The organism is Pelosinus sp. sgz500959 (genome assembly GCF_042610375.1).
Taxonomy (GTDB): Bacteria; Bacillota; Negativicutes; order DSM-13327; family DSM-13327; genus CTSoil-075.
In genome coordinates this window covers 390,604-405,467 of record NZ_JBGJZL010000004.1, presented here as the reverse complement: position 1 = coordinate 405,467, position 14,864 = coordinate 390,604, and the positions used below count along the sequence as shown (strand labels likewise).

General features: G+C 35.9%; 10 protein-coding genes and 1 riboswitch. Of the genes, 2 read left to right on the top strand and 8 right to left on the bottom strand.

The window, feature by feature from the left end:
* Window positions 1-91: 91 nt before the first annotated feature.
* Window positions 92-2,101, bottom strand: a complete 2,010-nt coding sequence (locus tag ACAN52_RS08910; protein WP_378954333.1) for a PAS domain-containing protein — start codon at window positions 2,099-2,101, stop codon at window positions 92-94.
* Window positions 2,102-2,414: 313 nt separating this feature from the next.
* Window positions 2,415-2,502: riboswitch (cyclic di-GMP riboswitch) on the bottom strand.
* 321 nt (window positions 2,503-2,823) lie between these two features.
* Here ACAN52_RS08910 and ACAN52_RS08905 point away from each other — a divergent pair.
* Window positions 2,824-3,297, top strand: a complete 474-nt coding sequence (locus tag ACAN52_RS08905) for a hypothetical protein (RefSeq protein WP_378954332.1) — start codon at window positions 2,824-2,826, stop codon at window positions 3,295-3,297.
* A 104-nt stretch (window positions 3,298-3,401) separates the two neighbouring features.
* On the opposite strand, the gene ACAN52_RS08900 is transcribed toward ACAN52_RS08905, so the two are convergent.
* The 5 genes from ACAN52_RS08900 to ACAN52_RS08880 form a co-directional block, all read right to left on the bottom strand.
* Window positions 3,402-5,171 (bottom strand): ATP-binding protein, encoded by a 1,770-nt coding sequence (locus ACAN52_RS08900; RefSeq protein WP_378954331.1) that lies wholly within the window; start codon window positions 5,169-5,171, stop codon window positions 3,402-3,404.
* Window positions 5,172-5,519: 348 nt separating this feature from the next.
* Window positions 5,520-6,197, bottom strand: a complete 678-nt coding sequence (locus tag ACAN52_RS08895) for a Crp/Fnr family transcriptional regulator (protein WP_378954330.1) — start codon at window positions 6,195-6,197, stop codon at window positions 5,520-5,522.
* Between the two features lie 368 nt (window positions 6,198-6,565).
* Window positions 6,566-7,462, bottom strand: a complete 897-nt coding sequence (locus ACAN52_RS08890; protein ID WP_378954329.1) for a dihydrodipicolinate synthase family protein — start codon at window positions 7,460-7,462, stop codon at window positions 6,566-6,568.
* Between the two features lie 90 nt (window positions 7,463-7,552).
* Window positions 7,553-8,902: a GntP family permease gene (locus ACAN52_RS08885; protein WP_378954328.1), complete on the bottom strand. Its 1,350-nt coding sequence runs from the start codon at window positions 8,900-8,902 to the stop codon at window positions 7,553-7,555.
* Window positions 8,903-9,021: 119 nt separating this feature from the next.
* Window positions 9,022-11,007, bottom strand: a complete 1,986-nt coding sequence (locus ACAN52_RS08880) for a YjhG/YagF family D-xylonate dehydratase (protein WP_378954327.1) — start codon at window positions 11,005-11,007, stop codon at window positions 9,022-9,024.
* Window positions 11,008-11,359: 352 nt separating this feature from the next.
* Between ACAN52_RS08880 and ACAN52_RS08875 the strand changes: the two genes are divergently transcribed.
* Window positions 11,360-12,109 carry an IclR family transcriptional regulator gene (locus tag ACAN52_RS08875; protein WP_378954326.1) on the top strand — a complete coding sequence of 250 codons (750 nt, stop codon included), beginning with the start codon at window positions 11,360-11,362 and terminating at the stop codon, window positions 12,107-12,109.
* 347 nt (window positions 12,110-12,456) lie between these two features.
* Here the strand turns inward: ACAN52_RS08875 and ACAN52_RS08870 are convergent, their stop codons facing one another.
* Window positions 12,457-12,930, bottom strand: coding sequence for an Hsp20/alpha crystallin family protein (locus ACAN52_RS08870; protein WP_378954325.1), 474 nt, complete (start codon window positions 12,928-12,930; stop codon window positions 12,457-12,459).
* Between the two features lie 489 nt (window positions 12,931-13,419).
* On the bottom strand, window positions 13,420-14,544 hold the full coding sequence (locus ACAN52_RS08865; RefSeq protein ID WP_378954324.1) for a radical SAM protein: 1,125 nt from the start codon (window positions 14,542-14,544) through the stop codon (window positions 13,420-13,422).
* Window positions 14,545-14,864 lie beyond the last annotated feature (320 nt).

Below are 14,864 nucleotides of genomic sequence, written 5' to 3'. Positions count from 1 at the left end.
TCATACATTTTTCACGTTTTTTTATTTTCCAATATTCTTACTACATAATACAACAAAATTTGATTTATTGTATTATCACAACAATAGTTTATCATTGCGAATATATCGTTTTTCTTTTAATATTCCATATTTTTAGATATAACAATAATAACGACCTTGTCTCCATTTTATCTAGAGACATTCCAAGAAACATCTCAATCTTTTGTTTTCTCCAGATGACCGTATTATTATGTATAAAGAGTTGCCGTGCTACCGCTTTTAAACTCCCATACTCTAATATAGCTTCTAGCGTGATTAATAAATTACTCCCACGATCTTCATCATGCTCAGCAAGACGTCCTATGGTATTTTGCACCATCGTACAGGTATTTTTATCTTGTAATAATTGAAATGCAATTTCATACAATCCAATATCATCACAATGGATTACTGAGGAAGAATCCATCGTTGCTGCAATTACAACTGCCCTCTGAGCCTTTTCATAAATTTCTCGAAAATTGACTGGAATGCTCGATAGACCAGAAATACCAACATTTACATAAAAATGAGGAAATACTTTTTCTATTTCAGCAATGATATCATTAGCAATTTGACTTTGCCCTTGCTTATTAGTAGCAATACAATCTGATATAGAGGTCAGTATTACTATATCATCATGACACCTCCATACTAAACCCCATTCTCTTTCTGCTAGCCAGATGAGGACCGCTTGTTTCCTCACGACTGAGGGTGGCATCGTCTTGTCAGGTACCTCAGTATTATAGCTCAATTTTTCAGCCAATCGCACAACAAAGCAACAATGGGCAACTTGAGTCTCAATACCAAATTCATTAAGTGCTTTGATTATCTGTTCTACTGAGCAATCATTGAATAACAATCCATTTAAATAGGTACTGCGACTATGTAATTGATTCATAAAAGCCAACTCTTTTTCCACTTTATGAATCCGCTCTACAGCTTGTTTTTGTTCCGTGATATCTTGGTTAATACCAAATAGTTTAATAAGGCATCCTTCGTCGTTATTAATTTTATTTATTCGAGAATAAAGCCAGGCTAGAGATCCATCTGCCCTAATGACCCTAAACTGTAAGTCTATCCATGGCTTCTCGTCAAGTTTAGCAACTGTTGTTTGCACAAAATCCCAATCCTCGTGATGTATGTGGCTCCGAAAAAGTTCTATCGTAGGTGTAACTTCGCTAGGAGTATAACCATAATTTCTATATTGCTGATCAGACCAATAAAGAGAATGATTGGTTTTATCCCATTCAAAATACCCCAATTTGGCGATCTTTCCAGCCATATGAATACGCATTTCCCGATCAGTAAGCGATTTATTTGCTTGTTGTAGTTGCTCCGTTAGTTCTTGCAACTTGATTTCCCCTGCTTTTCGTTTCGTAATATCCTGAACAATGCCAAATTTCTTTAAAAGCTTGCCATTGTCATCAAATACAGAGTGAACTAAACTATGTATCCATCCAATAGAACCATCTTTGTTAATAATCCTATATTCAACATCTAGTACTTCTTCCTCCGGTCTCTGAAAAAAACCTCTCTTGATCATTTCTCGATCTTCTGGATGAATAAGAGTTAATAGAAACTCTAAAGATGGAGGTTTCTCCTGAGGGACTAAATTAAAATTTTTGTAGAACTGATCAGACCAATACAACTTATCGTTTACAATATCTCGATCAAAATAGCCTAGCAGGGCAATTTGCTGAGCCATTTGTATTTTAACTTGGCTCAGCATCAGCTCTTCTTGTACATTTTGCTCTTTGGTTATATCTCGCACTATAGTTAATACATTTTCTACTTGCTCTCTGCCGTTCCACTCTGGCAGATAAGAAATTTGATAATATCGGTTTCCAATATGAACTTGAAAAATTTCTTTTTTCAAGTTTACAAAGACCTTCTTTAAATGATCTTCACATTGTTTATAGATTGTTTGTTCTAAGCCAACGTTTTGGAGCTTCTTGCCGATTATTTTTTTCACCAATCTATCATTTTGTTCAGCATAGTATAAGACCTGTACGATAGTACTTTGATGATCAATTCGTATCACTAATAGCTCTTCAACGTTATCTATTGCACCTACACTTGACATTATACATCCCTCCAACTCAAACAACTTCTTATGCATTATTTATCCGATATCCACTATAAATCCACCTAAAACCTTTGGGATGATTATTCATTGTATATTCATCTCTCAATTACAACGATACTCCCATTCGTAGTTTTACTTTTCTACAAATAGGAGCATTTTTTATTGTAATTTTTATATGATCAGTTCACTTTTCATTACCTCATTTTTGGTAACAGAACCATAAATCCTACTTGTCCTGTAACAGTAATATCCCCATCCAAAATAAAAAAGTAGTACCTCATACGAAAGGTGCTACTTACAACTTATAATTGAAAGCAACCTGGCAATCGTAGGATATTATACCCCTTAGACCCATAGCTTTGCGTCCCTGACTTTCGACAGGTTTGCCAAAATTCACTAATATTTTACTTTATTTTACACCAGATTTTGTATATCGTCAATTAAAAATCGCGCCTTAAGTCCCATATTAATAAGCACAAAGTCCTAAATACTCATCTTTCTACAAAAGAAAGATGAGTCTATTATTGTCATACGCAAACCTACCAATCTGAGTAACATTCATTTCGCATAAAATTTCTACATACCTCGCGAACAACGTTTTTTTTGCTTTTGCGTGTCCCCCCAGCTACTGCAATCTGGTGCTATATACCAGTAGGCTGGCAACCAAAGTAATGCTAGAATGAAACTTGATACTGAGACATACTTTAGGGAGGATTAACATGAGGGTTTTTCTGTTACTTGTAATATTCATTTCTTTGAGCTGTGGCGTCGTTCAAGCTACGGATAATTCCATGTCGATTACTATACCTGTGTTTACAAGGCACTTTCCCCATTCAAATCTTGGTTTGAATGAACACAATCGTGGTTTTGGGTTGGAATACATATTACGAAAAGATGTTGCCCTAACGACTGGATTGTTTAATAACAGCTTACGAAATGATACCTTTTATGTAGGTGTTCAATATACGCCATTTCGTGTATTAGGGCTGCATGCGGGCGTTGTCGTAGGTCTTGATTTAAATGGTGGATATAATTCTGCCAATCCGTTCAAGCCTGTAATTGGAGCCTTGCATTTTGCTACTGGCAATGAGTCTCCGATTGGTTTCAATATCGATATTTTACCAAGCGGTGGCTACACGAATGGTGATGGCGTATATGGAGCCGCAGCCGTCTCCATGAAGTATTCGTTTTGATAATTGTCACAAGTCAGTATTGGATTTGCTAAATAGCAACATTCCTTACGAACAGAGCATAAATAAAAAAGAAGTCAAACGCTATAGTCGCGAAGACTCCTTTTCTAGTCTTTCGAAGCAGGAAGCCACAGATCAATCAGTGCACTTAATTGATTGATGTCAACTGGTTTCGAAAGATAGTCATCCATTCCAATCGCCAAACATTTTTCTTTATCTTCTTTAAGTGCATATGCAGTCAATGCAATAATAACTGTATGCCGATTCATAATTTTTTCTTTTTCTCTTATTAAGCGAACAGCTTCATACCCATCCATATACGGCATATTAATATCCATTATTATTAAATCAAATTTTTCTTTTTCAAATTTTTCAATTGATTCAATTCCATTCTGTGCTATTTCAATTTCTAATCCTTTTTTACGCAAAACAATACAGACAATATCCCTACTAATTTTATCATCCTCTACAATTAGTACTTTCTTCTTTTCTACCACTTTCAGCAACGCATCCGTCTTTTTATCACAGATCCTTACCACACTCTCATCTGGCACTTGAAATAATCCTGTAAAGTAGAATTTACTTCCTTGACCTTCTTTACTTTCAACCCATATTTTCCCGCCCATTAATTCCGTTAGCTTTTTACTAATTGCCAGACCGAGTCCAGTACCGCCAAACTGTCTCGTATTTGAACCATCGACCTGACTAAAACTCTCAAACAAGATGTGAAGCTTATCTTCCGCAATTCCAATCCCCGTATCGGATACTACAAAATTTAATCTTATTACACCAGCACGCAATGCTTTACAAGTAATGTCAACATCAATATTCCCTCTAGTTGTAAATTTTACTGCATTGCCGATTAAATTAGAAAGCACCTGCCTAAGCCTAAATGAATCACCAATTAGAATCGCAGGAATCTCTTCACTCACGCTAGTCCTAATTTTTATTCCACTTTGCTTGGCTGTTATCAGAAATAACGCAACAACATCTTCTAGTACCTCACTTAATATAAAAGGTATATATTCCAAGCTCAGTTTACCTGCTTCTATTTTCGAGTAATCCAATATATCATTTACAACTCGCAGCAGTGACTTTGTTGACATCTTTATAGTTTCAAGGTACATTCTTTGCTCATCAGCCAAATCCGTCATAAGTGTTAAATCTGTCATCCCTATAATACCATTCATAGGTGTCCTAATTTCATGACTCATATTGGCAAGAAATTGACCTTTAGATAAACTTGCTTTCTCAGCTTCTTCTTTGGCCTTTATCAATTCTAATTCATTTCTTTTTCTTTTTGAAATGTCTCGGAGTATGGCCAATGCGCATTCCTGTTTGCCGACCATTGCCATTTTGAGGTTTACTTCTGTCCAGCGATATGTACCATCTTTTTTCTTAACCAACCACTCAAAAATCTGCGGTTCTCCTGCCATTGCCAGCTTAATCCACTCTTTGGAGCCTTTATAATTATAAGGAGCCTCTCCATTTTTAATATTTTTTGCGTTTTCTATAATCAATTCTTCGCGAGAGCAACCGTAGAGGGCAGGCAATTTATCATTAAAATCAATAATACATCCATCTTCAGCATTATGGAGTACGATTGCATCATTTGCGACATTAAAAATGTCTTGATACCGTGCTTCTGACTCTTTCTGAGTTTGAAATATTTTTTCAAGCAAATTACTTATTAAACTATAAAGGATTCCCCCTGATAGCAAAATAAAGATCCATCCTTTAGCAATAGATAACATGGTAAGGATTTGTCTATCGGCCGCTAGAAGAGATACAAAATAATCTGAAAAAAGAATCCATAAACCTCCCACTAAAACATAAATGGCTGTTATTTTTAAGGCATCGAAATTTAATTTAATCATGAATCGAATCCCTCTATGCTACGAACCTCCATTAGAAACACTAATTATATAAACGCTAAGTCACCCGCTAAGTCACCACATCAATAATTTCCTATTATAAATAACTCAATCTTGCAATAATCCCATCATAGCACTACATATATTAGTCTGTATTTTTCTACAAATAAAGACTAATTCCTGCATATTTCCACAAAAACAATACCACCATTCCCTTTTTTATACCTAAAACACACTATTACACAAAATTCTCCCCATAAAAAAACGCTCAAACCGAAGTCTGAGCGAACGTATTTACGGTACCTTGTAAATTAGCACTTAGAGAGACCCCACCAAGCAACGAGTGTGATACTACTCATAATACCGACGTAATCCATTTACATCAAGGATAATAATCCTTCGTTCATCCTCTTCTAATATCTTTTCTTTTTTTATAACGCTTAATACCCGACTTACAGTTTCTCTGGTAGTTCCCGCTAAATTAGCAATATCCAATCTTGTAATCGCGGCATCAATTTCTAAGCCACGGCAAGTTTCCTTGCCATGACGACGAGATAAAAGTTCTATCGTCTGAGCTATTTTAGCATAGCTATCGGAAAATGCCAGTGAATTCACTTTTTGCTGAATAAATAGCAATTTTTTGCTCATAACTTGGATAATATTCATCGCAACATGTGGATGATTGATAATTATTTTCTCTAGTTCACTATTGCGTATAATGCCTACACAAGATTCTTTTAAAGCAACGGCTGTAGCCGGATAGGGCCCTTTATTAAACAGCAGGACTTCAGCAAAAACCTCACTTGGCCCCAAAATATTAATAATATGTTCCCGTCCGTCTGCTGATAATTTTATAATCTTAACCTTTCCTGTTTTAACATAATAAAATCCTACACCAGTTTCTCCCTCACTAAAGATAGTCTCATTCTTTTTATATTTGTACTCAGCCGTCACCTGACTGATAATCGTTAAATCTTCCTGTGGCAAATCTTCAAACACAGGGACGTTTCTCAAATATTCAAAATCCACTAAACCGCCCTCCTCTATCCTTTTATGGTAACAAATTGAATGAAAAACTTCTATTACCAAATGCGCGTGCTATTTGTCACTGCAGTTTACTTCTAATTATATTTCATAACGACTACTCCAGTAATAAAAAGACGGTATACAATTCGGGGAAGCACTTCAATGTATTCTTCCATACTTTTATATGAAACTCCTTCCATTTTCGTATATTTATATATGAATCCTGTTGAAGCTGAGGCACATGAAAATGGCGGGAATCTCCAAAGATTCCCGCCTAAGGTTCGAATAGTAAACGATCTCCTAGCATCTAATATAAAGCTATTCTCTTTACATTAAATTTCGCTTTATATAATTTAAAATACATTGATATCCTATTTATTACGCCATAACTGATCTGCAAAACTAGACAAAGAAACTTTTGTAGCTTCAGTCAACGCAGTCAATGGTGCTTTGCAGTTTTCCTGCATACCCGTGCCGAGCTCCGCCAGAGCCCACTTCATCACAGGATTAAATGGTGTATATACTTCGTAAAAGCGCATTCTTTCATCAATCAAGCGTTGCGCCTTTGTAATTCGGCTCAAATCTTCTGTGCGAAGAGATTCTATGACCTCAGAACATAGAGATGGATACACATTAGATAAGGCACCAATACAACCATCACCACCAGAAATAACCGTTGGAATGCAATTATTATCGTATCCAGTATAAACTATGAAATTTGGATACTTAGATTTTACGAGTTGAATATACTTTTGTGTATGCCGAAGTACAGCATGGGTATCTTTCATGCCCTCTAGATGATCATGTTTAGCTAATAGGCGTAAAAAGGTATCCACTGTTACATCATAACCAGTACGATCTTCGTAATTATAGATATAAAATGGTCCTTTTACCTCTGTTAAGAGATTATCATAATAGTTAAATACATCTTCCTGGTTGCAGGCACTATAATATGGACCTACTACAAGTACTGACGTTGCCCCTGCCTTCAAAGCCAAATTTGATAAATCTACAGTTTCTTGGTATACCATACGTCCAGTACCCGCCATTACGATTGCGCGATCACCAATATATGAAATGGCATCCAATATAAATTCTTTAATCTCTTCATAGGAAAAGGCATAGAACTCGCCAGAACTACCTCCAACCAAAATTCCATCAATTCCTGCATCGATCAATGTATCGTATAGCTTATGCATCGTTTCATAATCTACCGTACCATCTGCATTGATAGATGTTAAAATCGGACTAATATATTTACAATTCATTTTAAATACCCCCTATATTTTACACTTTAAAATTTACCTTGTTGGTTACAAAATAAAACCCTTAAAATACATTATTTATTCGACTAATCACTATTTAAGTATTGTATCAAGTAGCAAAATAAATATCAGCCCTACAACAGAAGTAATTGTCGATAACAATGTCCAGGTAGCAAAGGTTTCTTTCAGAGTCAAGCCAAAATATTCCTTAACCATCCAAAATCCAGCATCATTAACATGTGATGCAATAGCGCTGCCACAACCTGTTGCTAGAGTGACTAATGCCAAATTAACATTATATTGAGCCAACATAGGAATAACTAAACCAGCTGTGGATATTGCCGCAACAGTTGCTGACCCTAAAGAAATACGCAATATCGCTGCAACAATCCATGCTAAAAGAATTGGAGACATCGATGTTCCAGCAAATATAGTTGCTATATACTTGCCGACTCCACCGTTAATAAGCACTTGCTTAAAGGCTCCACCACCTCCAATAATCAATAACATCATACCGATAGAAGCTGCTGCCGACGAACAAGATCTAGTAATATCTTTTACAGGAATATTTCTATTAATTCCCATAGTATACACTGCAATCACTAAGGAAATTAACATTGCTATGGATGGATCTCCAACAAATGCAATCACTTGAAATACAATACTTGTATCAGCGCCAGTGTTACCGGCTAGCATTTTTACACCAGTAGCGATCAGCATCAGAATCACTGGAAACATGGCCGTTAACAAACTAATCGTAAAACTTGGCGTGTCATTGAGATTAAATTCTTTTTGTTCACCCAAAGAATCAATGCTTCCTCTTTTCTCAAATGCCGAAGGAACGATCCTTTTTGCCAGTCGAGTAAAGATAGGGCCCGCTAAAAAAACTGTGGGGATAGCTACAATAATACCATATAACAAGACTTTCCCGATATCAGCTCCATATTCCCCAGCAATTACCGTAGGACCTGGATGTGGCGGAAGAAAACTATGCGTAGCCAATAATGCCGCCAGCATTGGAATCCCCAAAGATAATAGTGATACCTTCATTTCTTTTGCAATCGAGAAAACAATAGGAATCAACAATACTAATCCCACTTCAAAAAACATTGCAATTCCAACAATAAATGAAGAGATTACAACAGCCCACTCTATTTTTGTCTCTCCAAATTTATTAATTAAAGTCATTGCAATTCGTTGAGCGCCACCAGCATCAGCCACTAGTCGACCTAACATGGCACCTAAACCAAATATGAGCGCAATATGTCCCAACGTTCCACCAATACCGGTTTCGATAGTGGAAACGACTTTCCCCATAGGAATCCCTAGTGTAAGTGCTACACAAAATGATACGATCAAGAGTGCAACAAATGTATTTAATTTTAGTTTAGAAATTAAAACAATTAATAGAATTACGCCTATTGCTACAATTAATAAGGGCATAGATTTACCTCCAACTGCTACCAGTTCTATTATTTACTTTTTTTATGGAATCAGAAAATATAACATTTTTTAATGCCAAGTAAGAATGACTACGACTTCTGCCGGCGTCTGAGGACTTGTCAGAAACCAAGCCCTTTCTTATCTGCTAAAACCTTTTTTCCAGCTTCAATCACTTCGATGATTTTATCCACATCATAGACACAGCCTCTCCATATTCCACCACTAATCGACTGAAGTTCTGCCCATAATCTAGTATCATCAGGTAAATCTGGATTGGGTTGCAATCCTAGATGTATCTCTCGTTGTTTCAATACTTCGGCGGCCTCATCATAGGAAAGTTGATTTTCTTCCGTTCCGATGAAATTGATTGAGCCTTCAAACTGATTTCCATCAACAATAATCTCTATTAAATCCCCATCGCGCAATTTACCCAGTGGTCCGCCAGCTAATGCTTCAGGTCCTACATGTCCAAAGCAAGCTCCTGTAGAAACACCAGAAAATCTAGCATCCGTAATCAAAGAAACATGTTTGCCAAAAGGTAGTTTTTTCAATGCTGAAGTCAACTGATAGGTTTCCTCCATACCCGTTCCCTTCGGACCGCCACCCATAACAATCATAATATCGCCAGATTGTATTTTTCTATCTTTTATTGCTTTAATTGCTGACTTTTCGGATGTAAATACTTTAGCCTTCCCAGTGTGCCTAAATACACCATCTTTATCAATGACCGTTGGATCAATGGCTGTAGATTTAACAACCGATCCCTCCGGCGCAATGTTTCCAACAGGAAATGTTACAGTAGACGTTAATCCTCTTTCTTTAGCTGTGGCAGGATTCATAATTACATCGTCAGGATTTACTCCATCTAATGCTTCTAAGCGCTCTCTACATTTTTTACGTCTTTCCGATTTTTCCCACCAATCTAGGTTAGCTCCTAAGGTATCACCTGTAACTGTCATAACATCTTCATGCAGCAAACCAAGTTCCCGTAAACGAAGCATAACCTCTGGAACTCCACCAGCTAAAAAAACGCTTACCGTTGGATAGTTAACCGGACCAATTGGCATAACACTGACCAAACGAGGAACTTTTTTATTAATAGCGGCCCAGTCATTTACTGTAGGTACTTTGCAATTTGCTGCAAAAGCAATCGCTGGCAAATGAAGAAGTAAATTTGTCGAACCGCCAAATGCCGCATGGAGAACCATTGCATTTTCAATTGCCTTATCAGTAATGATATGGCTTGTTGTAATACCTTTTTCCTTTAGTTCCATCACAGCTCTAGCAGACTGTCTTGCAATATCTTCCCAAATGGGCTGCCCCGAAGGCGCTAAAGCAGAATGTGTAATTGCAAGCCCTAGTGCTTCCGCGATTACTTGAGAAGTCCCTGCTGTTCCAAAAAATTGACACCCACCACCAGCAGATGCACAAGCTCTGCAACCTACTTCTGCCGCCTCATCAAAAGAAATTTCATCACTAGCAAATCGAACACCAATTGTCTGAACCGTTCCTGCATCTTCACCTTTTACTGGTTGAAGCGTTGCACCCCCTGGCACAAGAACCGTCGGAAAATCATGCATTGATGCCAACGCCATCATCATCGCCGGCAATCCCTTATCACAAGTAGCAATACCCATTACTGCTTTTCTTGTTGGAAGAGATCGCGCCAATCGTCTCAGCACGATTGCAGCATCATTACGGTAAGGTAATGAGTCAAACATACCAGTAGTTCCTTGGCTTCTCCCATCACAGGGATCCGTAACATATGCTGCATAAGGTAAAGCACCATGCTGTGCCAATTCCTCTGCGGCCGCACGCATCTGCAAGCCTAATTCGAAGTGACCTGTATGTAACCCCACAGCTATAGTGCTGCCGTCTTCACCACGAATTCCCCCTTGCGTACTTAAAATAAGCACATCATCATCATTAAGCCGCTGCGGATTCCACCCCATACCAGCGTTTAGAGTCATTCCAAAAAGATGCCCACTTGGGGATTCTCTTAAAAACTCTTCACTAAAAGGTAACTTTCCCTTTGGCCCCTCAGCATGAGTGTAGGTGTTATATAAAGATCCATCTTTTACATCATAAATTGATTCCATTGACATAAACAATTCCCTCCTTACAATTTTTATATTCAAAAAATATGACCTACATGATGGGATTTCTTATCTCTTAATCACTCCTTTTATACATAAATTTCAAATCGAATTACAACAATTATATGCACATAAATAATTCTTATATACGAACCTAATTCTTTTATAAGAATTATTAACTAGATAATAACACAACATTGCAACAATTTGCAATAATTTTTTAACTTTTCATCTTTTTTTCATTTATCGTCACCCTGATTATACTTAGGGAATAAATCACAATTTATATTTAAGTGGACATTTTTTTTAAAAATCAATACAATGGTAGAGATACACGAATTTATTTATATAAGGAGTATTTATGTCCCACAAACCTACAGAGCGAGTATTAAATATATTAAATCTTTTATCTGTTAATACAGATGGATTAACTCTTACAGAAATATCTAAAGCAATCTCCGTTCCCAAGAGCACGCTTTACCCTATCTTGCAAACAATGACTGATAGGAATTACATCCAACTCGGTAAGGATTCTTTTCGCTACAAACTAGGAATTTCCACTTTTTGTATTGGATCTTCTTATTCTCAAGATGAATACATGCTTGAATTTGTTAAGTCCCTCATGAAAGATATCGTTACTGAAATTAAAGAAATTTGCCAAATGGGGATTCTCGAAGGAAACAATGTTCTATACGTCTTAAAAGAAGAACCTGAAATAGGACTAGATATTCGCATTATCTCTCGTGTCGGAAAACGAATTCCCGCATATTGTACCGCATTAGGAAAAGCTTTATTAAGCAACTATGATATTGAAGAAGTCAAAAATTTATATCCAAAGGGCTTAATGCCTTATACAGAGAATACAATTACGGATTTTGATACTTTAAATCATCAATTATCAACAATTAGAGAAGAGCATATTGCCAAAGAATATGAAGAAATTTCCAAGGGTTTATGTTGCTATGCTGTGCCTTTGGAATCCAACGGCAATGTAATTGCCGCTCTAAGCGTTAGTATTCCTAAATTCCGAGCGACTAAAGAAAAGCTTGATTCAGTAACTGAATTGTTATTATATGCACGCAGACAATTCAATAATGTTAATTTCAAGTAAAAAAGAATCTGTGCAATGATTTAACAAAGCTAAAGGTTTTGCATTTACCTGAACATCAAACGAAAATCCCCATAAATTTATTAAAGAACCCAACCTCAAAGAGGGCAGACTGAATTTCTTCAACCTGCCCTTTTCTAAACAAATTTCTCCCTAGTTTTCTGTATTCGTGGCTCCCCTTAACGAAAAAAAACCTAAACTAACGTCTAGATGAATAGTACAGACATGCTTAACTTTCTAGCCAGATAATCAAAATAAAAGCACCCGCCAATTACCATTTGGGCAGGTGCTTAGTTGATTTTATCAACACACATCACAATATTTTCTTACATAATGTAAAACTTACAACCTTAATCACCTATGTTGATCTTAATAGATTCTGGCTGTTGAACTTCTGCCTTTGGAATGTTAATTTCTAAAATTCCATCTTTAAAACCTGCAACGATCTTATCAGGTACTAATTTTTCATTAAAAGCAATAGAACGGGAGAAAGTACCCATGCGTCGCTCTTGCAGTAGATATCGTTCACCTTTGTCTTCATTATTTTGAGAGTAGGAACCTTTTATTGTCAATACGTTTTCAGTTAATTGAATATCGATGTCCTTTTTATTAATGCCAGGCAGATTAGCTTTTACCACATACTCTTTTCCTTGGTCTATCACATCAATGGGCATAGATGATGACAAAAGGTTCATACTGTGGTTAGCAAAGTCGCTAATAGGTGACAATATACCGGTTCCTGAAAAGTGGTCAAACATGTCATTGATACTCTTGCGAAACAATGATGGTGTGTTGTAAGTATCCCTTCTCATAATATTTGACATAATAAATGCCTCCTCTTTTTTTATTAATTTATTTTTTTGTTAGCACTCTCGATTGATGAGTGCTAATTTATATTTATATAATAATCAAAGTTATAAATATAATCAACTTTTTCTAAATCTCAAATTTCATAATTATAGCTTTTAATAAGTAGTTGAATTAAAATACCTCCTTTAAACATTTTTTTTCTTTGATTTTCTAGCATTTGTACCTTTTCGCAAAATACCCCTTTAATTTCGTATAAAAGTATGAGTCTCGCGTATTTATTCACGATACCCCTATATAGAAAAATCGCGCAAACCGAAGTCTACGCGAACATAAAAATACTTATAAAATTAACAAAAACCTACGAGATCTTATATCTCTGTTTATCAATCATTTTATAACATCGATTAATTCCTTTGATAGTTATTCACGGTGTTTCTCGAAATGTCTCCGCCAACTACCTCAGTCTCAAGCAGCAATACAACACTCATAATTGACAAGACTCTCTAAAAAATCATCTCTCCTGGTTTATAACCGTCAGGCAATTCTTCTTCACTTAAAAATTTGAAACTTTCATCACGCAGTATTGGTAAAAATACTTCGTATGGCATCCTAGAAAACTCACCAGCATAATTACTGGCTCCGAACCACTTACCCTCTTTGCTGCTCAAATTTAAATCTCTAGCAAATTTTGTATCGTTTGAGCAATCGTGTACTACTAAATCCCACTTATCTTCATCGGCTATTTTCATGAATTTCAGAGTTAGTTCCCTACTCCAAATTGGAGATATATAGCCATGTCTGGAAATATACATATTTTCCCCATGATAATTGTCTATGTTATTCTCATTTAAATGTAATTCTGCACAATTGATAAAATCGGGTTTTGTCTCTAAGATTGCTTGCTTTTTCTTAAAAAAAGCTTCGAAAAACTCAGGAGTCATTGGAGTTTCAATACCTACATTTTTAATATATTTTTTTGCTATTCTAATGTTTTCAATCACTTTATCTGAACATTTGGCAGCACCCAAGTTGAAACGTATCTCGTCAAGACCGGCTTCACCTAATGCTTTCAATGTCTCTTCCGTAGCTAAAGTACCATTTGTATATAGATGTTGATAAATTTGAGCATCACTAAATTTCTTTATTATCGAATAGTATTTTTCAATTTCCATGAATGGCTCCAAATAAACGTAGGAAATGCCAGTAGGTTTCTGATGGATAGAAAGAAGTAAATCAATATCCTTCTCATAAAATTTTGTGCCTCCAATTTCCCACATACCTTCGCCAACCGGAGGAATATCTTCTAGTTCTCCATAATTATAACAGAACTTACACTCTATGTTACATTTGTTCGTTTTCCTAATTGCACTGAGTCCAGTGCCTAGCAGACAAGAACGACAGCCTTTTGAGAATTTACTTTCATTTCCTACAAAAAAAGTTCTCTTCTCCAAAGTTTTTAAACTTCTAATTTCCGACTTTAACGTATCATTTCTATGATCGATCGCTGCCTCAATTTGCGCAAAGGTGGCGTAAATGATTTCTTGTTGTTTGATCATAAGTTCCTCTTCTTCAGGCAACATTGAAAAAAATTCAAACCATATCAATGCATCTTTCTTTGAAATTTTCATAATGTATCCTCCTCTAATTAATCTGTTAGTATAATTTTTTTATACTGTTTTTTAGATTTTCTCTTTATATATCAAGGCTTGCAGAGCTTTTTATACAAAAAAAAATAATGATCCCTTTTTTAGTATAATTGAGTTCACTTACAACACAAAACTATCTAATCTAAAAGGAGAGTGTCATTGTGAAATCCAATTATATCATTTTTATTCTTATATAATCAATATTTATTGAAACAGATCTTCCACAGTTATATCTATATTGATCACTTACGCATTTTAAATGTGCACGATTTGACAAACCAGTATTTTAACTCTATTGATAC